Below are 23072 nucleotides of genomic sequence, written 5' to 3' on the forward strand. Positions count from 1 at the left end.
ATTCCGCTTGAATTTTCAACTCCAGCTTCTGGGCGCCTCCAGTCGTGACAGCGCCTTTCCCTTCTCCGTGAATAGATGACAGTCTGACGGGGTAACCGCGAGCGACACCCGCCCTCCACTTCCCGCGTGAAAATGATCGGTAGGCGAGCGGGCGACGATGTGCTCCCCGAATGCAGCTCCGTAGAGGTAGGTCGCGCTGCCGAGGTGCTCCACGAAATCGACGTCGATCTCGATGACCAATTCACCCGGTCTTTCCGAGGGCGCAACGAAATCGTCAGGACGAATTCCAAGGGTCAGCGCTTGCCCAGGCTCGACAGCCCCCGCCTGTACGGGAAGCCAGCGAGAGGATCCGTCGCGAAGCGCGACTTCGGCTCGCGCTTCATCCTTGGCCTTCAGCTTGCAAGGCAAGAAGTTCATTCGGGGCGAGCCGATAAAACCAGCGACGAACTGGGTCGCCGGGCGGTGGTACAGGTCGTGCGGACTACCGACCTGCTCGATACGCCCGTCCTTAAGCACAACGATTTTATTGGCCATGGTCATGGCCTCGACCTGGTCGTGCGTAACGTAGATCATCGTGTTGCCCAGCTGCCGATGGAGCTTGGCGATCTGGACGCGCATCTGCACGCGAAGTTCTGTGTCGAGGTTGGAAAGCGGCTCGTCGAACAGAAACACCTTAGGTTCGCGGACGATCGCCCGACCGATGGCGACGCGCTGCCGTTGCCCACCCGAGAGTTGCTTAGGCTTGCGGTCGAGAAGGTGCTCGATCTGCAGCAACGCGGCCGCGTCGTGCACCTTGCTGGCGATCTGATTCTTGCCGAGCTTCGCCATCCGTAGCGGGAACGCGAGGTTGTCGCGGACAGTCAGGTGCGGATAAAGTGCGTAGCTCTGGAACACCATGCCAAGGTTGCGATCGGCAGCATCCATCAGGTTCACCACCCTGTTGTCGATCTTCAGTGTTCCGCCCGAGATCTTCTCCAGTCCCCCGATCATGCGCAGGAGCGTCGACTTGCCAGAACCTGACGGGCCGACGAAAACCACGAACTCACCATGCGCGATTTCGAGATCGATGTCGTTCAGGATCTCAACTGTGCCATAGGCCTTTCGAATTCCCTCGAGGCGAACTTCAGCCATTGTTTCCTCCCATGGTATACCGCGCGCCCATTTCAGCGCTTCAACGGAATCTGTTTAAGACTGGATATGATGAAGTCAGGCGCCTGCAGTGATGGATCCTCGACAGGCGGCACGCCCGTTGTCACGAGAACCGAACAAAGGCCTGCCCGCTTCCCAGCCTGGATGTCGGTGGGTATCTGGTCGCCGATCATCAGGGTCGTAGCCCTGTCGGTGCCGAGCCGTGATAGCGCTGCCTCAATCATGTACACCTCGGGTTTACCGACGATGATGGGTTTTACTCGTGCCGCTGTCGCAACGGCGGTGAGGATTGCACCCGCTCCAGGCTCGAACCCGGTCGGTGTCGGCAGCAGCAAGTCAGGATTGGTGCCGATCAGCACCGCTCCTTTCAGAACCGCGTCGACGGCGATGCGCAGCTTCTCATGCGTGATCTCACGGTCGAGGCCCATTATCACGATAGCGGGTTGCTTGTCGGTAATCACAAGCTCCGCGTCCAAGATCGCCTTTCTAAGAGACGGTGCACCAACCACGTAGATGCGCGTTCCGGCGGGATAGCTTTGGCGGATCAATTGTGCTGCCGTCGCCGCCGAGGTTACGACGTTGTCCTGCGTGGTCTCCAGACCGAAGCCGTTAAGCTTGGTGACGACGTCCTTTGCCGTGTGGGTTGAGTTGTTGGTGACGAAGCAGAATGGAATCCCTTCCGCTTGCCAGTTCCGAAACGCCTCGACCGCATCGAGGATCGCCGTCCTGCCGCGGTAAACCACGCCGTCGAGGTCAGACACGATGCCCTTTACCAGCGGCCAGTCCATGGTGTTTGCGAGCTCAACCATTCATCAACATCCCGCCGTTCACGTGCACGATCTGCCCCGTAATATAAGCAGAGGCAGGGCTTGTCAGAAAGACGGCGATCCCGGCTACGTCTTCGGGAGAGCCGACGCGGCCGAGCGGAATACGCCCGGCATGGCGGGCTTCCGTCTCCTCACGTGGCCGTCCGTGCATCGGGGTGTCGATGATGCCGGGTGCTACACCGTTCACGTTGATGCCGTATGGAGCGCACTCGTAGGCGAGCAACCTTGTAAGGTCATGCACCACCGCTTTCGAGAAGCAGTAGTCCGCGCCTCCCGCTTGATAGTTAAACACCGCGCCCTGCGATGACAGCGAAGACCCGATGTTGACGATCCGGCCGCCGCCCTCCTTCATGAAACGGTTCACTATGAGCTTCGAGCACAGGAGTACCGCCCCGGAATTGATCTCCATCGTGCGGTCGATCTTTGCTTTATCGCCAAAGAGCAGGGATTCAGTCGACTTGATGCCGGCATTGTTCACGAGAGCGTCGAGCCGTCCGAACTGTTCAGCCACAGCGTCCATCACGCGTTCGATCTCCTTCTCGCTCGTGACGTCCATGGTCATGGTGACGGCCCTATCACCGCCCTCGACCTTGGCAAGTGCCCGTTCCAGCGCATCCTGGTTGGCATCGGTGGCGATGACGGTCGCACCGTTTGCCAGGAAAGCACCCGTGATCGCCGCGCCAATTCCGCCGCCTGCCCCGGTCACAAGAACCGTGCTACCCGACATTGAGAAAAGTGGTGATGTCATCATAACTCCAGTAAAGTTTTGTGATTGAGAAATTCGTCGACCTCGGCTGCGGTCGGCATCGATTGTTGAGCACCACGGCGCGTCACGCACAGTGCAGCTACAGCCATGGCCTGGCGGACAGCGTCACGGATTGGAACGCCTCTCGACAGCGCGGCGGCGAAACCACCGTTGAACGCATCACCCGCTGCCGTCGTGTCGACAACGACAACCGGAAAAGCGGGAACAAGAAACGTCTGCGTACTGTCGACATAGATGGCTCCACGTTCGCCAAGGGTAATGAGCGCTGCTCTCGGGCCAAGCCCGAGCAAGGCGCTGGCCGCCTGCGCCGCTGCCTCCATGGAGGTGATTTCGATTCCTGTAAGCTCAAAGGCTTCGGACTCGTTCGGGGTTACAAAGTCCACTTGGGACCACGTCTCGCGGGACAAGCCCTGCCTGACGGGTGCCGGATTGAAAATGAGTTGGAAGCCGAGGCGCGGTTTGAGGGAAAAGAGCCGCTCTAGAGCTGAAATGGGTAGGCCCATTTCCGCAACCACGATCGAACCACGCTCGATATGAACCGCGGCATCATCAATAATTTCAGGCGTAACGTTTGCGTTGGCCCCTGGATCGATGACGATCATGTTGCCGCCATCGTCGCCGACCATGACGAGCGCCGAGCCGGAAACCTCGCCCCTTGCGATCTGTACGGCGTCCGTGACGACGCCGGCGTTCAAAAGCGAGTCCATGAGGACACTGCCAGCCTCGTCGTCACCAATACGGGTAAACAGCTTGGGCTTCAGTCCCAGCCTCGCTGCGGCGACCGCCTGGTTGGCGCCCTTCCCTCCAGGATGCCGGACGAGCGATCCGATGAGGCTCTCGCCTGGCGTCGGCAGTCTCTCGACATTGAAGCAGAGATCGAGATTGGTCGTACCGAAGAAGATCACGGGTGTCGCGCTCATTTGACCGCTCCGAAGGTAAGTCCACGCTCGAGGTGGCGTTGCCCGACGACGATCAGGATGACCGGAACGATCATCGTGACGACGAGTCCGGCCGCCATGACGGGGTAGAACTGAACGCCGGGATTGAGCAGCTTCAAAAGGGCCACGGTAACGGGAGCCTTGGTCGAGCTCAGCATCAGGCCGAGTGCAAAGTTGTGCCAGGCGAGAAGGAAGACCAGCAGCGATGCGCCGATCAGTCCCGTCTTCAGGAGCGGAAGGACGATGTGGAGCACCACGCGCACTGGCTTCGCGCCGTCGATCGCCGCCGCCTCCTCGATATCCTTCGGAATGTCCTCGACGTAGGAGCGGGTGAGCCAGACGATCATCGGTAGTGTTATGACCTGGTAAACCCAGACCATGCCGACATAGGTGTCGTAGAGCCCCATCGACTGGAACAGACTGAACAGCGGGATCACGACCAGCAGCACGGGCGCAAACCGGAAGCCCAGTATGAAAAAGGCGATGTCTTCTTTGAACGGTATGTCTCTTCTCGCCAGAACGTAGCCGGCAGGCACGCCGACGATGAGGGAGACCACAACCGAACCCAGAGCGATCACGACGCTGTTGATGATGGGGCTCAGGAAATCGACCTTGATCGTCCCGTAGCTCGTTGCCCCGGCCTGCGCGACGTCGAACAAGACGCGAAAGTTCTCCAATGTCGGCGTGAAGACGAACGTCGGCGGCCAGGCCATGACATCGGTCTGTGTCTTGAGCGACATCATCACGATCCAGACGAGCGGGAAAGCGAGGATCAGGGCACAAAGGGCAACCAGCGCGTTCAGAACAAACGTCGTGGCGGGTGAGCGTGTAAAATCCATTGGTCTCTCCTTAACTCACCCGGCTGCGAACCGCTTGCCAGGCTTTGACCATCAGGAACGCGCCGATCAAAACGATAAGCCAGTTGACGACCATCAAAGCAGCACCGCGACCGAAGGTGAGATTTTGGAACGCGGTGAAATAGGCTTGCACTGAGAGTGCGGCGGTCGAGTTGCCAGGACCACCCTGCGTCGTCCCGAAGATGATGTCGAACTGGTTCAGAGATTCGATGACGCGGAAGACACCGGCGATGAGAATGTATGGCGCAATGAGCGGCAGCTCGATATTCGTGAACGTCGCCCACGCCTTCGCGCCATTAATACGCGCGGCTTCGCGCAGATCGTCTGTAATGCCCTGCAGACCTGCGAAGATAATCAGGGTGAAGAAGGGCGTATAGGTCCACACGTCGATCAGGATCACGGACAGCAGTGCTGTCGCCGGATCAGATATCCATGAAAATGGCCCAAGCTTCACCAGCGAGAGCAGATAGTTCAGGATACCGCTTTGGGGATTCATCATCGTCGTCCACATAAGGGCGACACTCATGGGCGGAAGGACGAGTGGAAGCAGGATGATTGGTCTTAACAGGCGCGCGAGAAGAACCCCAGAGGCAAAGAGCTTGGCGATCGCTAATCCAAGAAGTGCCTGCAGCAGCACCGCGCAAACCGCGTAGGTGACGGTCACGCGGATGTTGTTCCAGAAATCCGTGGTCTTCATGAGCGCGGTGTAGTTGGCAAAGCCGACGAACCGCACAATGGGCCGCCCGAGACGCAGGTCGGTTAGCGATTGGTAAACCCCGTAAAAGAACAGAAGCAGGAAACCGAGCAGGATCAGGACAGCAGGAGCGATGACGACAAGGCTCAGCCAGTCGACCGTCCGCTCTGTTTGGCTGTCGGACTTGCCGGCACTACTCACTCTGTCAGCGAGCGTATCGGTTCCGACAGGCATCACCGCCTTTGAAAGATGGGGGGTCATCATGAAATTCTCCATCGTGGTGAGGAAGGGCAGCAGCAAGCTGCCGCCCTTCATGCTCACATACCAGCGCGGATTTCTTCAGCCAGCGACTTCAGCGTGGCCTCCACGTCGTCGCCGTTCACCATCTTCTGCATGGCGACCGCCCAGGCATTCATGGCCTCACCGAACCCGACGCGCGGGGTGAATGCCAGTGCAGCACGGTCCTGCGTTGTTTTGAAGCTTTCGACAAAGTTGTTGAACTCGGGCTTCGCCGCGTAGTCGAGCCAAGCCTTGTCATTCCAGGTGGATGCACGCGGCGGATTGACGAGCTTGCCGCCGACCGCACCTGCAAGCGCGACCTGCTTGGAAGTCGCCCACTGGATGAAGAGCCAGGCGGGCCCTTTCTTCTGGGACGCAGAGTTCATTGCCAGCGACCAGATCCAGATGTTGGATTCGAAATTCTTCGCGTTCGGCGCATGCAGCGGCGGAGCGAAGGCAATCTTTCCGGATGCTGGCTTGCCAGCGACATCGTTCCAGAAGCCGAACATGTTGGAGTCGATCGCCATGGCGGTGCGCCCGGAGGAGATCCCGTCGACGACCTGATACCAGTTGTCATTGGCGAAGGACGGCGCGGCGCACTTCTTGATCATGTCCACGTAGTCCTTATGGAACGCGATCGATTCAGGCGAGTCGAGACCGGTATCGAGGACATCGTCCTTCATGACGAAATCCTTCACGCCATATGAACGAGCAATGGACACAGCTGCTGTATGGATGCTGCTCCAGAAGCGGACACCACGGACGCCCAGCGGAGTGATTGAAGGATCGGCGGCCTTCAACGTTTCGCAAGCCTTGGCCATTTCGGGTGGGGTGGCAGGAACCGCGATCTTGTACTTGTCGAGGATGTCCTTGCGATAGAAGAGCTGGATGTTCTCGAACGCGTGCGGGATGGCCCAGACGTGCCCGCCCTCGCCGGTCGCGATCTGGCCGTCTTCGACCTTCCAGGTGAGTGCCGTGCGTAGAGACGGAAAGAAATCATTGTAGTCGTAGCCTGCGTCGGTCAGCTTGGGATCGTTGAGGTATTGATCCAGCGGCTCCAATAATCCGCCGGGCGCAAGGTCCCATGCGGGCTGGATGCCGGTACCGACAACGTCCCATGCAGGTGACTTGGTCGTCAGCTGGATCGTCAGCTTGTTCCAATAGGAATCGTCCGGATAAAGCTCTGGCGTGACCTTAATGCCTGTCAGCTTCTCGAACTGCGGCAGTTCGGCGGCCAGAGCATCGGCATAAGGATGAATGTCATAAGCCCAGGTGATTGACGTTCCTTCGAACTGACGCCAGTTGATAGTCTCTGCCTCAGCCGAGGTTGTTACCGCCGCGGTTGTGGTGAGTAGTAGAGATCCTAGTAATATACTCTTCATACGACGACGCGCATCGTTGCGAAAGGCGGCCATTGAATTGCGCATGCTATCCTCCCTCGGCGTTCAGCCAAATTGTTCACGGCTCACCCCTCCATTCCCAGGTTCGCCTGAAACCGGAATAGCTGAGGAATTGGATGAAAGTTGCGAAAGAGGGTAGCGAATTGGGTAAAGTTGGGTAAGCAGATGGGTGCATGGGGCTGAAAGAGTACGGGAACCTGAACGACCTTCAGGTAAGACCTCATCTTAACCAGCCGCCCAACGGGCGACACAATGATGCTGAGTCTAATAAAAAGTCTCCATGACCTCATTCAGTTGGACAGGTAAGTATGAATGAGTGTGCGGCAATGAGGGAACTCTTCCGTCCGCAAAGCGTGGGCCGATCATAGTCATACCCAAGTGTAGACAGCGCTTGAACAAAGGAAGAACCGCTTCAGCGGTTTGGTCTTTTTAACTCGTATGGGCACTCAGGGTGCGGGATAAGTCGGCGGCGGATTGCTTCATAACCTGAAGATAAGGAATCTGCGCTTCGGGCGTGAACCTCTGCATCTGAACAGTTAGGCCAAGCGATCCAGCAAGACTGTTCTCAACTGCGAACACGGGAACACCGATCGCTCCATTGTCGGGATCGCGTTCGCCCAAAGAAATATAATAGCCCTTCTCGCGAATATCGTCGTAGAAAGGTCCGGGTTCCCCGGAGAAGGCCATGAGGATGCGTGCCGTTGCACCTTTGTCGAGTGTGAGGGAAGCTCCCTCCTCGAGGTAGTGTCTGAACATTCGGTCGGCATGATGCCGAAACAGACAAATTCGGCGATTGCCGTCCTTAACGTAAAAGGCAGCCGTTTCATCCGTCTGTTCCGCAAGTTCGCGCAGGACGGGCCGAACGTAGTCGGCGAGGTTGGGGTGGTGCGCGCATTGGCTGACGACGTGATTGTCATGCACTGCGGCCGCATCGAGGAGAGAGGCCCGACCTCGGACATTTTTTGTGCGCTGGCGAGCCCCTACACACGCGCGCTGCTGAACGCCATGCCACGCCTCATTAACTTTCCGCCCACTTCATCAAAAACGCCAGTCACGGCGGTGCCATGACCCAATTTTCGAATATGCGCTTTGCACTCCTTGCATTGACGTCTGGAGGTGTAGATGAAAAAGGCGCGATTGACCTGGCTCATCAATTCATGAATGCGAACCAGTACGATTTCTTCGACATCGAGCTGAAGAAAACGCGAATGCGAAATTCTGCAGGCACGAGCCGCCAGCAATCGGATCAGACAATCGCCTTTTTCGACAAGGCGACCCATTCCGCATGGCAGGCCAATCCGGGACGATACAGAGTATAATACCATTGATTGCCTTTACGCTAAGCGGCCCAATCCGCGCCACCAACGAGACACCGTCGCGCGGTTACTTCACCCCCCAAGCCTAAACGTTTGGGCAGGAAGACGTGTTCGGGCGATAGATGCGACTCCAGTGGAGGGATCAGCAGCCACTTGAGCCGAGCTGAGAGAGCGGCCGGGTCGATGTGGATCAGGCGCCCCACGACCGCCCTCTCGTTGTCGCCCAGCCGTTTTCCGCATCGCCATTGGTTGCCGGATGACCAGCCCGATTTGCACCTGATGTTATTGAAGGGAGGATCGCAAAGGCGATATGGGGTAAGCGCACAAATCCCAGTAACCTTCGGGATTACCGATGTTTTTTCGTCGCATGTTGGTTGCGGTGGCTCGCAACCATCGATTCCTGCGATTGATGGAACGTGACGTACCGAAGCTGGGGGCCACATGTCTTCAAGTCTGATTTTGAAAGGAACTGAACCAGCGATTCTGTGTTTGAGGAGTAGATCCGCTCACCGCCTCTGAAGCAATTCCGCAAAACCAACGGGGTGCTCGACCCATTCGGCGCGCCCTGTCGGAACCCGAGCGGCCGCGCGGCAGACCCTCTGCTTGCATCAGCACGGCGGATCGTTGACCGCAAATATGCATCCCACAGCGTTTATAGCCACGTATTTTCGCGGTTCTGATGTGCAATGACGGTCATCTCGCGATGTGGCGTTTTTGCTGCGCCATGCTCAAGAATCCGGCGATGTAGTCGACATCTTCTTCACCTTACTCCAAGGTGAATACACTTCTGAATGCCCTCAGCGCCGAGCCGCGCGCGGCACGGATTGTTAGCTCGCCACCCTCCTCCTTGAGCAACCAGTCCGGCACGACACTCACCCCGCGGCGCGCCGCGGCGAGCTGTAGCATCAGGTCAGTGGTTTCCGCCGTGTGGTGAAGTCGTTGCGGTCACCCAAGCCGGCGGCGCTGGCCTTGGCCCGTTCGGACAGCCGTTGAAACCCCTCGATGATGCGCCGGGCGCCAACAACAAATTCTTCGCCAGTGGGCGTCAGACGGGCACCCGATGTCGCACGGTCGAATAGAAAAACACCGAGCTCATCTTCCAACTCTCGGATGCGTTTGCTGATGATCGGTTGCCGCACGTTAAGCTCGTCCAGCCGCGCTAAAGCTCCCGTTGCGGGCAGCGGCAACGACGTATCGGAGATGACGTAGATCCATTGCATCCTTCCCCTCATCTTGGTTTCGCCAGCAGTAGCGTTTGTGGGCCAAACATGTTGGTCCCAATTGCCAGGGCGGGGAGCTACGCGCGCTCTTGGTCTCCGCTTTTCCTATCAGCCAACGCTGAAGATTGCTTGCAAGCAGCAGCCATTGCTCGGACACCAGTCGGACGGTCGTTCTGCAGGATTTCGTCTCCCCAAATAGGTTTTGCGGCATCCGTTCGCATTTGCTCTACTCAATTTAAAAACTTCATTGCGAGCATTCTTCTAGCCATCGGTAGTCCCGAGAGCGGAACCAACGCCAGCTACTCGACCCAGTGCCGACGCTTTCCGACCGGCGCTTGCGCAACCGGATTGTAACGAGTGGGTGCCCAAGTATTCCGGTCTCAGGCAAGAAGGGCCGTTCCACGTCATCTGCTTAACCGCCGACAGGACCGTGTCAGGCCGCATCTGCCTTAAGGAGACCAATCAGCGCATCTCCGGTAGCGGTCAGCGTGGGAAAGCGTTTGAACGCAACAATGCCGGACGACCTGAAAACAATCTCAGTTGGTTGAGTGGAGACATCGTCAATTCGATGTACGAAGCCAGCACACTGACCACTTGTAACGTTTTGCCCCGGCCTCACGAAACTCTCGAACAATCCGTCGCAAGGAGAGTAGATAGTTCCATTTCGATTGCGGAATCGGACGAATTGAGTCGGAGCTGCTTCACGGCACTTTAGACTTGACGCTATCCCAAAATCGCGCAGGACCCGCCTGAGACCATCCTCAGCTATCGAAAGACCCTGCTCGGAGAGCGTCGGACCGCCGCCCAACTCTGTAGTTATCGCAGCAATCCCATGTCGCTCGGCCGCTGCGTAAAGGGTGGAGCCTCCGCCGCCGCCTGAACCATCGGTTAAAGCGCTGTAGGGAGCGCCGAAACACTTCAATAGCCGCCTAATCGCATCTGCTTCGGGCCCACTGCGACCGGGATGGGCAAGCGCCATCGGCAGATAATCCAAAGAGCTGCCGCCCGAATGCAAATCGATTATGAGGTCCGCGAGTGGGAACAGTTCTTGGGCCACGAAATGTGCGATTGCCGCAGTAGGGCCTTCGTTCGCACTCCCAGGGAAGAGGCGGTTAAGATTACCGCCGTCAAGGGGCGAGTTGCGGCAACCCGCCTTTACAGCCGGTTGATTGAGCGCTGGCAGAATTATTACCCGACCTTCTAGTTCCGTCCGAGAAAGTTCGTGAACCAGCCTACGCAAAGCGACTTGCCCTTCGTACTCATCGCCATGCGTCCCTGCTGTTAGCAACGCTGTCGCCCCCCCTTTGCCACCGTTGAAGCAAACCATCGGCACAGGAATCCAGCCATAAGCAGATGTGTTGGAAGAGTATGGAACACGCGCGAAGTCCGTCTGCATCCCAGGCGCGTCGAAGTTGATTGTCGTCCAAACGGGTGTCTTCTTTGGACCGTTTTTCTTTTCTGGCGAAGAAGTCATGCAAGTTGACATCGGTCCTCACAACCCCACTGAAGGCAGGTCGGATGGAGAGATGGTACTTAGGAATTCGGGGCCATTTGGGGTAACCCGAAATACTTCCTCGACCTGGAAAACGCCTCCGGCAATTTCAAGTTTCGGCTCCACGTGCAAAACCATGTCTTCAATGATGACTTCTGACGAGCCTGCCATCAGCGACGGGGGTTCCGTCAATGCGATCCCCGAACCATGTCCAACGCGCCCTGCGATCGCGAGCTTTCCCCTTTGAGAAAAGTTGCGGGCCGACCATAGTTGCTCAAAAACCGCAAATGCGTCATGGCCCGTCATTCCCGGGCGGATCCCTTCTGCCAGGCGAAGTGTGACATCCCGCACGAAGCGATAAATATCGTCCTGTTCAAACGTTGGCTTACCAGTCTTAGCGATTCTGTTCAGGTCGCTGATCTGGTCAGCGCGGCGGACCCCCATATCCACCCAAACAAAATCATCTGGTTGGAGCGGGCGATCCGAATTAGGCGCCGCGTAGTCCATGCCTTCCTGACCAAAACGGACGGGAAGCCAATCGACGCTGTCTGCTCCCAAGCCGATCATGCGCATCTTGAGAATCTGGCCGAACTCGTATTCGGTCATGCCCAGCCTTAAATCGGCCAGTCCGTTGAAAAATGCATCAGTAGCAATGCTGCATGCTGTGCGCTTTGCTCTGAACTCATGCTCGCTCTTGATCGCACGCTGCCGCCAAATGAGATCGGCGGCTTCCACGAGCGCAAACTCGTGAGGCGCGTTCCGTAAGGAATCGATCAATGAAAGGGATCCTCGACCGTTCATATCGCGGCCATAGTCGAGGCCAACTGAAGAGCCTCTCGGCAGGTCACCCAAATAGTTTGCTGTCGCCTGCAAAGCGAATTGAGTAAAGCCCTGATAGGAAACCAGATGGACATCTGGATTGTCTCTGCTGAACGAATCCCGTCGCTCACCTTGATTAAGCACAATCGATATGCCGGGTTTGTCGAGGCGAACAACTGCAAAAAAAGGCCGCGTGTCCGACAGCCAGAATAAAGTTCTATAGCCCGTATAATACTCGAAATTATGCTGGGCCGTGAGTACGATTGCGTCCAATCCAGCGTCGCGCATGCTCCCTTTAAGCTGGGCCACTCGCTCGTTAACTTCTTTTTTCTCGGGCCAACGTGGCATTGTCTCCGACATACGCGTCCCTTTTGATGATTGTGAATACCGAGTGCCGGCCGGCTTTATAGCCCCACAGCACATCCTATCCGCTGATGTTGCCAGACGCGGGAGGCCGTTCAGTGCAGACTGGATCGACCCCTACAGTGTTTTATAACTTGTTATACCAGATATACCTTTTATTTGCAAGTTCCAGAGAAACTCTGAACGCGACCTGGGGTCCGATCGTCGCATCGGCGTAAGCCTTGACTATCGACAGCCCTTTGATGGACTGCGATAGTTTAGACACGCTCCATACGGTCCGAATTGACAATCCGACTACCGCAGGAGGTCCGCCACTCGCTGCAGATCTCTCCAGAGATCATCTACGCTTTCCAAGCCAACACTCACCCGCAAATAGGTTGTCTCGCTGAAAGACATAGCATGATGGTCGCGAGCAATGACCATGGGCGCAAGGAGGCTTCTCGTGCCGCCCCAAGAATTACCGATAGCGAAGGTTTTCAAGCTATCCAAAGCTTGATCGACAGCGTCCGCAGCAACGCCATCGAGTCTCAAACTGAAAACACCTGAGCTGCCCCTGAAGTCGCGTTGCCACAGAGTGTGCCCGAGGCAGCTTGCCAGGCAAGGGTGCAACACAGAAAGACGTTCGTTCTCTGCTAACCGGTGTGCCAGCTCTTCGGAAACTTCACCGACGTGACGCAGACGCAGGGCCAAAGTCTGCATACCGCGCAAGGCGAAAGAGCAGTCATCGGGCGACGCTCCGACACCAAGGCAACCCAGCGTGTTCCGAATATCTCTGTATAGCTCCATGTTGCGCAGAATGATTGCACCCAACAGAACGTCTGAATGACCACCAACATATTTCGTCAAGGCCTCTGCAACAAAGTCGACGCCTAGTTCCAGTGGTTTACAGAGGAGTCCCGTCGCCCAGGTGTTATCACAACCAACCAGCGCTCCAGAAGTTTTGCTCAATCGCGATATGAACGGAAGGTCACAGACCTCCATCGTGGTCGAGCCGGGTGATTCGACCCATACCAACTTCGTCCGTCCGGGCCGAAGTCTGGCCTGCAAGTCGGCTGTATTGGTTGGATCGAAGAACTCGGTTTCGACCCCCAGACCTGAAAGGACCTCGTTTGCGAAGTCTTTCACTGGGGGGTAAACGTTGTCCGCGACTAGCAAGTGATCGCCGTTCTTAAGAACAGTCAACATGGCGGCTGCGATTGCGGCCTGCCCGGAGGGTAAGATGATTGCCCGCTCTGCATTGTGAATCTTAGAAATCTGGGCTTCCAAAGTTCTGGTCGTTGGCGTCCCGGAAAGGCCGTAACTATAGCCATCTGGCCCGCGATTGCCTCTGCTGCGATATGAGGCTGCGTCCGGGAAAACGATTGTCGAGGCGCGATATACCGGGACCGATAGGCTAACAAAACCCTCTAACGGTGTTTCCGGCGGAATAACGCAAAGTGTGTCGTCCAACTGTGTGTTTCTTTTCATCGCACCTGCTCACAACATTTTCGTAAGGAATTCTTGCGTCCGCACTTGCGCGGCAGTCCGAATATCTGCTCAGGAGGTGATGTTGTTGGGAGCAGAGGTATAAATGAGGAATGCTGAAAGACCATGCCGATCCGCTGTTCCCGCGTTCTAATAGGAGTTTCCGACGGAGCACTGTTGTCTGCAAAATTCCGCATTCGCAGCCTTTTCATTTGGGATAGCATGCATCTCAATGCAGTAACTGCTTCAAGAATTGCTGGGTCCGAACATGCTCCGGACTGCTGAAGAATTTCTGGGGAGCAGCCTCTTCGATTACGGCGCCTTTGTCCATGAACACCACACGGTCGGCGACCTCACGAGCGAAGCCCATCTCATGGGTCACACAAATCATGGTCATGCCGTCTTTTGCGAGCGTAGTCATCACATCTAGGACTTCTTTGACCATTTCTGGATCAAGCGCCGATGTGGGTTCATCAAAAAGCATGATCTTCGGCATAATGCAAAGTGCCCGAGCGATTGCCACGCGTTGCTGTTGACCGCCTGACAGCTGCCGTGGGTGCTTGTTGGCCTGCTCAGCGATACGAACCCGCTCGAGTTTTTCCATAGCGATTTGATTTGCCGCGTCCCTAGGTATCTTGCGAGCTCTTCGCAAGGCAAGGGTGCAGTTATCCAGAACACTCAAATGTGGGAATAGATTGAACTGCTGGAACACCATTCCAGCATCACGTCGCACATTTGCCAACCCCTTCATCCCCGGGCGCAATTCAGTACCATTGACGACAATGCGCCCTTCCTGATGCTCTTCGAGCTGGTTGATACAGCGGATAAGGGTTGACTTGCCCGACCCAGATGGACCGCAGATCACCAGCCGTTCGCCGGCCGCGACAGTCAAACTGACGTTGTGAAGCGCCTGAAACGTGCCGAACCACTTTGACACGTCTTCGATCGTCACTGCAGGCTGACTGTTGGCCTTTTCGTTGAACTGCACGACGGTTGCGGATTTTGTGAATTCGAATGCCATTTGCTCTCCTCCGGCGGTTTCAATACCCAGCCTTTGCCGCACCTTTTAGTGAGACGTGCTGAGCACGCCCAGTCGCCGCTCCAACACCGCCACCAAGAGGGCCGCAATGAGCGCTAGGATCAAGAAAAGTACTCCCGCCACAAACATTGGCTCGGCGTAGCGATAGGTGTCGGACGCAACATCAAGGGCGCTCCCAAGCATTTCAGGCACGGCGATGACTGCGAGTAGTGGAGTGGATTTTAGTATGCCAATCGAGTACGAGCCAAGGGGTGCCGCAATATTGCGCAACATCTGCGGTGCAACAACAAATAGCACTGTGTCAAATCTGCCCAGACCCAAGCTCAGCGCTGCCTCACTTTGCCCTGCGGGAATGGCATCAATTCCGGCCTTGAAAACTTCCGAGATGTAACCGGAATAATAGAAGCTGAGACCAAATACCCCTACGAAGAGGGCAGGCAGTACAATGCCGTAATAAGGCAATACAAAGAACAGAAAATAGATCTGCACCAGTGCCGGAGTTGATCGGATTGCGTCGATCGCGAATTGTGTGACGGGGCGCACCACCTTATGACTGCGCCGGAGCATTTCCCAAAAAAAGCCGAGCAGCGTCGCGCCAAAAAAGCTGAGGACCGCCACCAATATGGTGTTCCCGACGCCCTCCAGGACACGCGGTACGATCTTGAGCGCGAAAGCAAAATCAAAATCCATTTATACGGCCTCCCGCTTTTCCCGCAGACCGATCCAGGTATCGGCCGAGCAGGCTGACCGGATAGCAAATGATAAGATAGCAGAGCAGCAGCCCGGAGTAGATTCCTACCGGATCATAGGACAACTGAGCTATTTGCTTCGCTCGAAACGTCATGTCCGTCAGAGTGATGAGCGATACAAGTGCAGTGCCCTTGATGAGCTGGATGGCTTCATTGACAAATGTTGGGATCATATTTCGAAGCGCCTGGGGTAGCTCGATCATTCGAAGGACGGTAAGGCGATCCAACCCCAAGGCCAGTCCCGCTTCGCATTGCCCACGATCAAGAGATTGCAAAGCCGCTCGCACAGACTGGCTTGCATATGCTCCAGCGTTCATGCCAAGGACCATAGCCCCCACTGACACAGCCGAAAGCTCGATTCCGAAGGCTGGCAGCGAATAGTAGAATGCGTAGAGGAGGACGAGCACCGATGTGCTTCGCCAGAACTCTATCACTATAGTAATCGTCCAGCGCGACGTGCCCGTCGAGAAGTGCTGTAGCACCCCTGCGACGAGGGCGAATGGTACCGCGTACAGCAACCCTAAAAGGGTCACCTCTGCTGTGACACCGGCCCCCTGCAGGATGCCAAGCACGATTTCAATGAAGCTCATGCTCGCTGCTCCACACCTTACCGATATTTGTCGCCGCAGAGGCTCTTGGCGGTCACATCGGGAGATGCGATCTCTGTTGCGCTAAAACCGTATTTTTCTGCCAGCTTTGCGAGAGCCCCATCTTGCTTCCGTTCGGCCAGACTTTCGTTGTATAGGTCTCTGAGCCCGCCGTCTTCCGGCCGAAAGACCACCGCAGCATAGTTGGCAAATTCCTTTCCATTCTGCACATAGCCGGTGAATGGTACCGCTCTATCAAGCCTTTCCTTGAGCGACGGATCCTTCAAAGCATTGATAACGCTTGGCGATGTGAGGGTGTATGCGTCAATTCGACCAGCCAGAAGGGCAGCAAATGCGGACTGATCGTCTTGGAAAAGTTGCATTCGATCTTTCGGAATACCTGCCTTGATCGCATTTTCTGAATTCGTACTGCCCCGTGATCCGCCGAGGCGAAGCGCAGGATTTTTTTCAATATCTTCATAACTGTGGATGTTCTTTGGATTTCCCTTCGACACCAAAATGGCGTCGCCTACCGCAATATCCGGATTGCTGAAAATGACCTGTTCGCAGCGTTGCGGCGTGATGGCCATCCCCGAGACTATGGCGTCGATTTTATTTGATAGGAGGCTCGGAATAAGCGCGCCCCAGTCCAACACGACGAAATCCACTTTCTTGAGACCCATCGGTCCCAGTACGGCCTTCACGGTGTCGGGTTGAATGCCTGTGACATCCTGATCCGCGCCGAGGAATCCCCAAGGCGCATTGTTGGCTATGCCGATTGTAATGCTGCCTTCCTTCAGAACGCGGTCCTTGATTGGCTCTGCGCTGGCTGGGAAGGCGTGGAGGCCGAACATCAACAGCGCCGATGCCGCCGCCAACAGCGCGCTGCGGCGGAGCATAACGGATTTTTTCCTGTCCAGTTTCATTTGAGTTCCCCTTTTTCAGTGATCAGGCAAATATACTAGGTATGCCAACCATGTCAATATCCTCTTTCGTTATCCCGGGGAAACAGAGCCATGACGGCGCCAAGGCAGGCTACTAGCCGCCTTGATGCACGGCGATGAGTTTTTGGCGGCCTGAAGCGGCGATGTGGTTGCCCTTGCGATGCTTTTTCACAAGCCTCACGGGCGCCGGGGTTGATCCGTCGTGATGGAAGGCGGGGTTTGCGGGTTGAGAGGTCAGCGGGTTCGTTTCGGGGCGTCGGCGCCCCGTCGGCTATGTCACGAGCCGCGGGATGCGATCGAGAACGATGCGCAGGATGCGCTGGTCGGGGCAGGATGTCGGCAGGTGCAGGCGGATTTGCGTCTTGATCTCGACCACCCGCGCGGCGATCTTGATGAGGCGCAAACGCAGCGTGTCGAATTGCGCGACGGCAAAGCTCGAGCGCTTCGGCATCGCGGCGCGCAGGCCCCACATCAGCCAGTAGGCGCCGGCGTGCAGGAAGAGCCGGAACTGGTTGGCTGCAGCTCTTGTGCAAGATGTGCGGTCGGCGGCGAGATGGGTCTTCCAGGATTTGATGTGGTTCTCGGCTGCTCCGCGCCGGCAGTAGACATCCTCGTAGAGCACCTTGGCCTTGCCGCTTGCAAGGTTGGTGACGATGAACCGGGTATCGGCTCCTTGGGCGCCGACCTCGACCCGCGCGATGATGCGCTCGACGCGGCTCCAGCTGGCGGCCCCGTCAACGAACTCCTTGAAGCGGCGGACCTTGCCCGTCTTCGCCGACGCTTCAAAGCGCGCCATCGTGCTGGTCTCCAGGTCAGCGACATGCTTGCGCAGGGTCGTGGTGGGCGCCAGGCCGAAGATGAAGTCGATGGCGTTGGCGCGGCACCAGTCAATGACCAGTGGGCTGCAGTAGTGGCCGTCGGCCCGGATCAGGATCCGGGTGTTCGGCCAGTTGCTCCGGATCGCCCGCACGAGGCGGCGCAGGTGAGCGCGGATCTCAGCCCCACCCGGCCGCTTGGCCGGCCGCAGGACCGCACCGACGAACCGTCCCTGGCCATCGAACACTACAATCGGCTGGAAGCCATATTCGTCGTAATGGGCGTTGAAGAGGCGAAGCTGCTGGCCGCCATGCACGGCGTCAAACGTGTCGTCGATGTCGAGCACGATCCGCTTCGGCACCTGCCGGAAGGAAGCGCAATAGAGATCGACCATCGCCCGGCCCATGGCGAGCAGCGAGCGCACATCGGGCAGGTTCTCCAGCCGGCAGATCGTCGATTGGGACGCCAGATCCCGACCCGACGGCAGCGCATCCTGGGCCATCTTGAAGACCGGGTCGGAGCGCAGCCGGTTGGCGTCGTTGCCATCCTCGTAGCCGGCGGCGATCATCTTCATGCGAAAGCCGATCATGTCCGCCAGGCTGTGGACGATCTGGTCCGGGCAGCGCGGATCCTCGATGCACCGCGCCAGACGGTCGGCCACAAGCAGTCGCTTCTCCACCTCGGCCAGAGCCAGAACGCCACTGTTGGAGGATAGCATGCCGCCGTCGAAACGCGCGATCACGGACTTGCCGCCGACAGATGACAAACCGCTCAGCGGCAGCGTATGATCATTCATGGCGGGTGTGGTCTCCGGGAAATGGTTCGGATCGGCTTAAGCAACCAAATCCTACGTCATTTCAACGGCTTGCACCACATCCGCCAACCCCCCATGAATTTTTCGGGCTAGGTATTCCAGTTCAAACTGGGCCAGTTTTCATGCGGCAAATTTTCGTGTCGCCACGTGACATGACTACGTTTGGGCCGGGAGAGCCCCTATGATTAATACTCCGATGCGGCCCTTCGACTTCGCTGCACGAAGCTATGCGCAAGGGAGTTTCTCGCGCGCATCAGAAAGCTGGGCTTATCAGCCGGAGGCGATCATCCATCGACCGCCATGCTTGGGATGAACTCGGTTTCAGCCCAATGCGGCTTTCTCTTCCTGTCATGTCGTTTAGGCTTTAGACTCGCCGACATATCGTTTTTGTAGATGCTGGTCGGTCGCGACATGCGGCCGCCGGTTATTTCGGCGTTCAGTGTCCTTCGTGATGAATCTGATGGCAGTATGGCGTGGAACAGGCCGCCTTGCAGCGAAACCAGAAGGCGGCTGGCGTTACTGATCCGCAACCCCCTGATGCGCCGGGTCTGTGAGCAGGACGATATCACCATGCCCGAGCTTGCCGCCGAACTGGCCGACCGCTGCACGGTGGACGCGCCGTTGGCTGACTATGTCAATCGGAAGCTCAACGCCTGGATCATGCGAAAGTACAAGCGCTTTCGGCTCACAAAACTCGGGCGTCGCAGTTCCTGCGGCAGCTTCACCGAGTTAGGCGGGACCTTTTCGTACATTGGCAGACGTTCGGAACGAACGCATTTACCTGATGGGAGCGAATCGAGAGGTTCACGCATCGTTCTGCGAGAGGCCGGCAAGTGAAATTCCTCCGGTCTACTCACCCCGGCACGACGACGAATATGACGTGTCTGCGTGGCCGCTGCCGAAAGGGCCAGCGCCTGCGCTACCTTCGGTCACTGGAAGACGCAGACCTTCATCGCCGGGCTCAGATGCCAAGGGCTGACCTCCCCTTCGTCGTCGATCGGCCGATGAGCCGCCCCATCTTCGAGACCTATGTCGAGACCCAATTGGCACAGACATTGATTCTAGGCGACGTCGTCATTCTCGACAATCCGTCCCTCTACTCGCCAACGGAATGCTCAAATTATTAAAAGCCGCCGGATATGAGCACACATAACGCTCATGCTCAAATAGGAACTGAGCATGAGAACCTGCCAGAAGGTGGGAGCAACAACCAAGTGAGGCGGATGGCCGCGCGAGTTCGTCAGCTCGACCAGCGTCTAGCCGCGAGGACCGAGCAATGACGTCAACTGGCAGGAAACGAAAGGGTGTCCGATCGCCTGTAGCGATTACTGCATCAGAGCAAGCTGCAATCAGTTTGCAGTTCAGGCGGCGCTTAGCACGATGCCATCGCTGCCTGGATCGGCTCCGCCATCGGGATTGCCATCGACGATGCGGATCCCATGGACAAGTGCGACGCCGTAGGTTTTTGGTGAGCGTTCCACCTGATAGCCCATTTCTTCGAGTTTGCGAGTCTCGTGCCGCGGAATACGGTTTGTAACGTCGATAAGATCGCTGGTCGCTGAAAACCGCGGAGCAGCAACCGCGTCGCTTGCCTTCATGTCGAAGTCGAGCACGTTGAGAACGGCCTGCAGCACGCCCATGGCAATCTGCGTCGCGCCGGGAGCACCTATGACGATGTATGGATCATCGCCTTTGAAAATGATCGACGGGCACATCGAGCTGAAGCGGGCCTTGCCCGGCTTGATGGAGCCGGTGTTGCCCGGACGGGGGTCGAAAACGCCCATGCAGCCGTTATACATGAAACCTAGGCCCTTCGTGACGACGCCCGACGGCATGCCGAGCGAATGCGTCATTGACACGCAGTTGCCGTCACGATCGACGACACTGAGATGCGTGGTGTCCTTTGACGGGAATCCGGAATTGAACCGCGGTACGGTCGCCTTCTTGCCCTCACTGATGTCAGTGGCGATCTGAGCGGCATAGTCCTTGGACAGAAGACGGTCGAGCGGGACGTCTAGGAACTTCGGGTCGCCGATATACCGATCCTTGTCGGCGGTCGCCACCTTCATGGCCTCGCAGACGGTGCGAATGTACTCGGCGGCATTGTGCCCCATGGCGCGCAAATTGAAGTTCTCCAGGACGTTCATCATCTGCACAAGCATGATGCCGCCGCCGGGAGGTACGTTGGTCGAAACCCGATAGCCGCGATAGTCGCCCCAGAGCGGCGCGTGGGTCGGAGCTTCATAGTTGGCCAGGTCTTCACGCGACACCAAACCGCCGTTGGCCCTCATGTCGGCATCGATCTGTGCGGCGATATCGCCTTTGTAAAAGGCGTCGGCGCCGTTGCGAGCGATCTCTTCGAGAGTAGCGGCCAGATCGGGATTATGAATGGTATCGCCGATCCGTTTGGGAGAACCGTCCTCCCGACAGAACAGCCCCTTGCCCGCAGCCGTGTAACGCAGGCGTTCCTGGTTGGACACTCGGCCCATGGTGCCTTCGTCAGACCAGAAAGACTCGACATGGGGTCTCACCACATAACCTGACTTCGCCCACTCGATGGCCGGGGCCATCACGTCGCGCCATGGGAGCATCCCGAATTTGCGGTGGGCCTTCTCGTAGGCGCGCAACGCAGCTGGCACGCAAATGGACTGGTAGCCGATGTCGTTGACGTTGCCTTTGGTGATGAAACCAAAACCGTCTCGGGCTTCTCCGACTATGAGGTCTGCCCACATGTCCTCGCGCGCCGCAGCTGGTGTTGGAGCGTGGAAGTCGATATATTCATGAACGCCGAGAGTGCGGGACAGGGCCGCCATGCTGCCGAAGCCGGCAATCCCGGTCATCATAGGATCGACGACACCTTGTACGAACGCGCACGCGATCGCCGCGTCGAATGCGTTACCGCCTGCGCGCAGGATGTCAACGGCGGCTTCGACCGCTTCCGGCTGAGGGGCGGACACCATGGACTTGGATATATTCATCATTAGTTCTCCATGACTGGTTGTTTATTGGCCGGTCGAACAGGTGGCCTTCGACGTAAACGGTGTCTTTTGAAAGCTGAGCGGGCCGTTTTGGATCATCGCCTCGCAACAGAATTAGAGTGTGGGCCCGGCGGGTAATCGGAACAGTGCTCGCCCAATGCGACTTGTTGCTAGCTTCCTATGCCAGCGAGATTCTGGCCTTCTCCAGCAAGGCTATAGCTGCCGCACGAATGAGACGCTTCATGATTGCCCCCTTAACCACTCAGCGGAGATGTCGTGCGGAGATTTCGATAAGTTTCCTTCCTAGTTCTATGCACCGCTCATGAGGAAAACGGTGAACAAGACCGCCAATGCTCAAGCTACCTAGCATTTGTCCCCTATTATTGCGGATTGGGATGCCAACTGCGACGATGTACTCAAATAAGTCTTCCGACCCAATGGTATAACCACGCTCACGCGCTTCACGAATACGTTCGCGAACGGCGGCAGGTTCGACTATCGTCTTGGCCGTAGCCTTCTGAAGCGGCTTCGACAGGTATTCGTCCACGAACTCGTCGCTAGAGAAGGCTAGCAGAGCGAAGGGGCCGCCACCCGCGTGGACCGGCGAGCGCGTGCCTAGATCCGTCCCGACCACCTTTATCGGTGTGGTCGAGGCGCGTCGTTCAACGCAAAGTGACATGCCTCTTTCGAGGGTCATCAGAAGCCCGCTGTCCCCGGTGAGGGCCACGATCTCATCCAGAATCGGCTTGGCGCGGATAATCAGGGGATTTTGCCGGAGTGCTCTTTGGGCCACGGCGATCAGGTTAACGCCGAGACGATAGCCGCCCGACGCCTTGTCGCGCTCGATGTATCGTTCCTCGCCAAACGTCGACAGAATCCGCAGAACCGTCGTCTTGTTAATGCCGGTTGTCTTCACGATCTCGGTCACGGTTACCGGTTCATCGGCGCCGCCGATAAGCTCCAATATTACAAGCGCCTTCTGTACCGACAGGCTCTGTTCGCGGTTTTCCATTCAGTTTTCCAAGGTCCGATAATAGGACTTAAAGTCCTATAATGTAACTTTCTTATGGGAGGCGGGCGGTTCTGTCAACGGAGACAAGTTGAATTGACGCTGAATATGGAGAGAACCCATATCATCCACGTCAATATGGCTTCGTCTTTCTGGGCCGCCGGATCATTTGCAAACGAGGGGCACCCGGACGGATGTCCTCGTTACGACGATACCCAGGGAGAAGGCCAAGGGGTTTGTTCGCGGACTGACCGAAACCCCTGGCAAGGCGAAAACCCGGTTCGTGTTTGGTCCAAATGAACGTGGCGTCGACATCCCCTTCATGGCGGCGGCCTGGTGCATCACCGGGCAATGCGTGTTCCTTCGCTATTCCGAACGGTAGCAGAACCAGGCATCGAGCCGTCTGTCGAAAGCGTCGGCTGAGCCGCGGCCACCAGAACCTTGACGTGAACGAGTTAGGCTACTAGGTATTCCAAGAGGAATTGGGAATATTTATGCCTTATATTTTCGTATCGCCACGTGAAATGACCGCGCTTGGGACGGGAGAGCCTC

General features: G+C 57.1%; 22 protein-coding genes and 1 pseudogene. 4 read left to right on the plus strand and 19 right to left on the minus strand.

Features of this window, described 5'->3' with window-relative positions; translation table 11 throughout:
- Positions 1-15: 15 nt before the first annotated feature.
- The 8 genes from LB462_RS27390 to LB462_RS27425 form a co-directional block, all read right to left on the minus strand.
- On the minus strand, positions 16-1131 hold the full coding sequence (locus tag LB462_RS27390; protein WP_224514625.1) for an ABC transporter ATP-binding protein: 1116 nt from the start codon (positions 1129-1131) through the stop codon (positions 16-18).
- Positions 1132-1163: 32 nt separating this feature from the next.
- Complete coding sequence (locus LB462_RS27395) at positions 1164-1958, minus strand: HAD-IIA family hydrolase (protein ID WP_224514627.1); 795 nt, start codon at positions 1956-1958, stop codon at positions 1164-1166.
- Positions 1951-2724 (minus strand): SDR family NAD(P)-dependent oxidoreductase, encoded by a 774-nt coding sequence (locus tag LB462_RS27400; protein WP_224514630.1) that lies wholly within the window; start codon positions 2722-2724, stop codon positions 1951-1953. The genes LB462_RS27395 and LB462_RS27400 overlap by 8 nt, the downstream gene beginning before the upstream one ends.
- On the minus strand, positions 2724-3662 hold the full coding sequence (locus LB462_RS27405; RefSeq protein ID WP_224514631.1) for a ribokinase: 939 nt from the start codon (positions 3660-3662) through the stop codon (positions 2724-2726). The genes LB462_RS27400 and LB462_RS27405 overlap by 1 nt, the downstream gene beginning before the upstream one ends.
- Positions 3659-4519 carry a carbohydrate ABC transporter permease gene (locus LB462_RS27410; RefSeq protein WP_224514633.1) on the minus strand — a complete coding sequence of 287 codons (861 nt, stop codon included), beginning with the start codon at positions 4517-4519 and terminating at the stop codon, positions 3659-3661. Before LB462_RS27410 ends, LB462_RS27405 begins: the two co-directional genes overlap by 4 nt.
- A gap of 10 nt (positions 4520-4529) precedes the next feature.
- A complete protein-coding gene (locus LB462_RS27415; RefSeq protein ID WP_224514635.1) occupies positions 4530-5495 on the minus strand; it encodes a carbohydrate ABC transporter permease in 966 nt (321 codons plus the stop codon).
- 53 nt (positions 5496-5548) lie between these two features.
- Positions 5549-6937, minus strand: a complete 1389-nt coding sequence (locus LB462_RS27420; protein WP_224514638.1) for an extracellular solute-binding protein — start codon at positions 6935-6937, stop codon at positions 5549-5551.
- A gap of 402 nt (positions 6938-7339) precedes the next feature.
- The gene (locus tag LB462_RS27425; protein ID WP_444359187.1) at positions 7340-7762 is read right to left on the minus strand and encodes an IclR family transcriptional regulator domain-containing protein; all 423 of its coding nucleotides are present in this window, start codon (positions 7760-7762) and stop codon (positions 7340-7342) included.
- On the opposite strand from LB462_RS27425, the gene LB462_RS27430 reads away from it, so the two are divergent.
- Both LB462_RS27430 and LB462_RS27435 read left to right on the plus strand, forming a co-directional pair.
- Complete coding sequence (locus tag LB462_RS27430; protein WP_224514651.1) at positions 7676-7978, plus strand: hypothetical protein; 303 nt, start codon at positions 7676-7678, stop codon at positions 7976-7978. The two genes, LB462_RS27425 and LB462_RS27430, sit on opposite strands and share 87 nt — an antisense overlap.
- Positions 7975-8229 (plus strand): hypothetical protein, encoded by a 255-nt coding sequence (locus LB462_RS27435; RefSeq protein WP_224514653.1) that lies wholly within the window; start codon positions 7975-7977, stop codon positions 8227-8229. Before LB462_RS27430 ends, LB462_RS27435 begins: the two co-directional genes overlap by 4 nt.
- A gap of 902 nt (positions 8230-9131) precedes the next feature.
- Here LB462_RS27435 and LB462_RS27440 read toward each other — a convergent pair.
- The 9 genes from LB462_RS27440 to LB462_RS27480 all read right to left on the minus strand — a co-directional run bounded on the left by LB462_RS27440 (position 9132) and on the right by LB462_RS27480 (position 18515).
- Positions 9132-9446 (minus strand): LysR family transcriptional regulator, encoded by a 315-nt coding sequence (locus tag LB462_RS27440; protein WP_224514654.1) that lies wholly within the window; start codon positions 9444-9446, stop codon positions 9132-9134.
- Between the two features lie 433 nt (positions 9447-9879).
- Positions 9880-10920: a succinylglutamate desuccinylase/aspartoacylase family protein gene (locus tag LB462_RS27445; RefSeq protein ID WP_224514655.1), complete on the minus strand. Its 1041-nt coding sequence runs from the start codon at positions 10918-10920 to the stop codon at positions 9880-9882.
- Positions 10921-10938: 18 nt separating this feature from the next.
- Positions 10939-12117 (minus strand): M24 family metallopeptidase, encoded by a 1179-nt coding sequence (locus tag LB462_RS27450; RefSeq protein WP_224514656.1) that lies wholly within the window; start codon positions 12115-12117, stop codon positions 10939-10941.
- Positions 12118-12414: 297 nt separating this feature from the next.
- Positions 12415-13569 (minus strand): trans-sulfuration enzyme family protein, encoded by a 1155-nt coding sequence (locus LB462_RS27455; RefSeq protein WP_224514657.1) that lies wholly within the window; start codon positions 13567-13569, stop codon positions 12415-12417.
- 244 nt (positions 13570-13813) lie between these two features.
- A complete protein-coding gene (locus tag LB462_RS27460; RefSeq protein ID WP_224514660.1) occupies positions 13814-14605 on the minus strand; it encodes an amino acid ABC transporter ATP-binding protein in 792 nt (263 codons plus the stop codon).
- Positions 14606-14650: 45 nt separating this feature from the next.
- Positions 14651-15313: an amino acid ABC transporter permease gene (locus tag LB462_RS27465; protein WP_224514662.1), complete on the minus strand. Its 663-nt coding sequence runs from the start codon at positions 15311-15313 to the stop codon at positions 14651-14653.
- Positions 15303-15962, minus strand: coding sequence for an amino acid ABC transporter permease (locus tag LB462_RS27470; protein WP_224514664.1), 660 nt, complete (start codon positions 15960-15962; stop codon positions 15303-15305). The genes LB462_RS27465 and LB462_RS27470 overlap by 11 nt, the downstream gene beginning before the upstream one ends.
- A gap of 17 nt (positions 15963-15979) precedes the next feature.
- Positions 15980-16885, minus strand: a complete 906-nt coding sequence (ehuB, locus tag LB462_RS27475) for an ectoine/hydroxyectoine ABC transporter substrate-binding protein EhuB (RefSeq protein WP_224514666.1) — start codon at positions 16883-16885, stop codon at positions 15980-15982.
- A 289-nt stretch (positions 16886-17174) separates the two neighbouring features.
- Entirely contained in the window at positions 17175-18515 is a 1341-nt protein-coding gene (locus tag LB462_RS27480) for an IS1380 family transposase (RefSeq protein WP_224514668.1), read from the minus strand.
- A gap of 411 nt (positions 18516-18926) precedes the next feature.
- Here LB462_RS27480 and LB462_RS27485 point away from each other — a divergent pair, with 411 nt between their 5' ends.
- Positions 18927-19370, plus strand: a complete 444-nt coding sequence (locus LB462_RS27485; protein WP_224514670.1) for a hypothetical protein — start codon at positions 18927-18929, stop codon at positions 19368-19370.
- A 29-nt stretch (positions 19371-19399) separates the two neighbouring features.
- Positions 19400-19621: pseudogene (locus LB462_RS27490) on the plus strand (IS630 family transposase); the annotation flags it as partial.
- A gap of 273 nt (positions 19622-19894) precedes the next feature.
- Here LB462_RS27490 and ggt read toward each other — a convergent pair.
- Together ggt and LB462_RS27500 are read right to left on the minus strand one after the other, a co-directional pair.
- Positions 19895-21514 carry a gamma-glutamyltransferase gene (gene ggt, locus LB462_RS27495; protein ID WP_224514672.1) on the minus strand — a complete coding sequence of 540 codons (1620 nt, stop codon included), beginning with the start codon at positions 21512-21514 and terminating at the stop codon, positions 19895-19897.
- Positions 21515-21773: 259 nt separating this feature from the next.
- A complete protein-coding gene (locus LB462_RS27500; protein ID WP_224514673.1) occupies positions 21774-22523 on the minus strand; it encodes an IclR family transcriptional regulator in 750 nt (249 codons plus the stop codon).
- Between the last annotated feature and the right edge of the window lie 549 nt (positions 22524-23072).

It is taken from the genome of Phyllobacterium chamaecytisi (assembly GCF_020164455.1).
GTDB classification, from domain to species: Bacteria; Pseudomonadota; Alphaproteobacteria; order Rhizobiales; family Rhizobiaceae; genus Phyllobacterium; species Phyllobacterium chamaecytisi.

What these genes read in the sequence shown, in the direction of transcription:
- LB462_RS27390 (WP_224514625.1), bottom strand. Translation starts at nt 1,131, where the DNA reads ATGGCTGAAGTTCGCCTCGAGGGAATTCGAAAGGCCTATGGCACAGTT.
- LB462_RS27395 (WP_224514627.1), bottom strand. Translation starts at nt 1,958, where the DNA reads ATGGTTGAGCTCGCAAACACCATGGACTGGCCGCTGGTAAAGGGCATC.
- LB462_RS27400 (WP_224514630.1), bottom strand. Translation starts at nt 2,724, where the DNA reads ATGACATCACCACTTTTCTCAATGTCGGGTAGCACGGTTCTTGTGACC.
- LB462_RS27405 (WP_224514631.1), bottom strand. Translation starts at nt 3,662, where the DNA reads ATGAGCGCGACACCCGTGATCTTCTTCGGTACGACCAATCTCGATCTC.
- LB462_RS27410 (WP_224514633.1), bottom strand. Translation starts at nt 4,519, where the DNA reads ATGGATTTTACACGCTCACCCGCCACGACGTTTGTTCTGAACGCGCTG.
- LB462_RS27415 (WP_224514635.1), bottom strand. Translation starts at nt 5,495, where the DNA reads ATGATGACCCCCCATCTTTCAAAGGCGGTGATGCCTGTCGGAACCGAT.
- LB462_RS27420 (WP_224514638.1), bottom strand. Translation starts at nt 6,937, where the DNA reads ATGCGCAATTCAATGGCCGCCTTTCGCAACGATGCGCGTCGTCGTATG.
- LB462_RS27430 (WP_224514651.1), top strand. Translation starts at nt 7,676, where the DNA reads ATGATGCCGAAACAGACAAATTCGGCGATTGCCGTCCTTAACGTAAAA.
- LB462_RS27435 (WP_224514653.1), top strand. Translation starts at nt 7,975, where the DNA reads ATGACCCAATTTTCGAATATGCGCTTTGCACTCCTTGCATTGACGTCT.
- LB462_RS27440 (WP_224514654.1), bottom strand. Translation starts at nt 9,446, where the DNA reads ATGCAATGGATCTACGTCATCTCCGATACGTCGTTGCCGCTGCCCGCA.
- LB462_RS27445 (WP_224514655.1), bottom strand. Translation starts at nt 10,920, where the DNA reads ATGACTTCTTCGCCAGAAAAGAAAAACGGTCCAAAGAAGACACCCGTT.
- LB462_RS27450 (WP_224514656.1), bottom strand. Translation starts at nt 12,117, where the DNA reads ATGTCGGAGACAATGCCACGTTGGCCCGAGAAAAAAGAAGTTAACGAG.
- LB462_RS27460 (WP_224514660.1), bottom strand. Translation starts at nt 14,605, where the DNA reads ATGGCATTCGAATTCACAAAATCCGCAACCGTCGTGCAGTTCAACGAA.
- LB462_RS27465 (WP_224514662.1), bottom strand. Translation starts at nt 15,313, where the DNA reads ATGGATTTTGATTTTGCTTTCGCGCTCAAGATCGTACCGCGTGTCCTG.
- LB462_RS27470 (WP_224514664.1), bottom strand. Translation starts at nt 15,962, where the DNA reads ATGAGCTTCATTGAAATCGTGCTTGGCATCCTGCAGGGGGCCGGTGTC.
- ehuB (WP_224514666.1), bottom strand. Translation starts at nt 16,885, where the DNA reads ATGAAACTGGACAGGAAAAAATCCGTTATGCTCCGCCGCAGCGCGCTG.
- LB462_RS27480 (WP_224514668.1), bottom strand. Translation starts at nt 18,515, where the DNA reads ATGAATGATCATACGCTGCCGCTGAGCGGTTTGTCATCTGTCGGCGGC.
- LB462_RS27485 (WP_224514670.1), top strand. Translation starts at nt 18,927, where the DNA reads ATGCTGGTCGGTCGCGACATGCGGCCGCCGGTTATTTCGGCGTTCAGT.
- ggt (WP_224514672.1), bottom strand. Translation starts at nt 21,514, where the DNA reads ATGATGAATATATCCAAGTCCATGGTGTCCGCCCCTCAGCCGGAAGCG.
- LB462_RS27500 (WP_224514673.1), bottom strand. Translation starts at nt 22,523, where the DNA reads ATGGAAAACCGCGAACAGAGCCTGTCGGTACAGAAGGCGCTTGTAATA.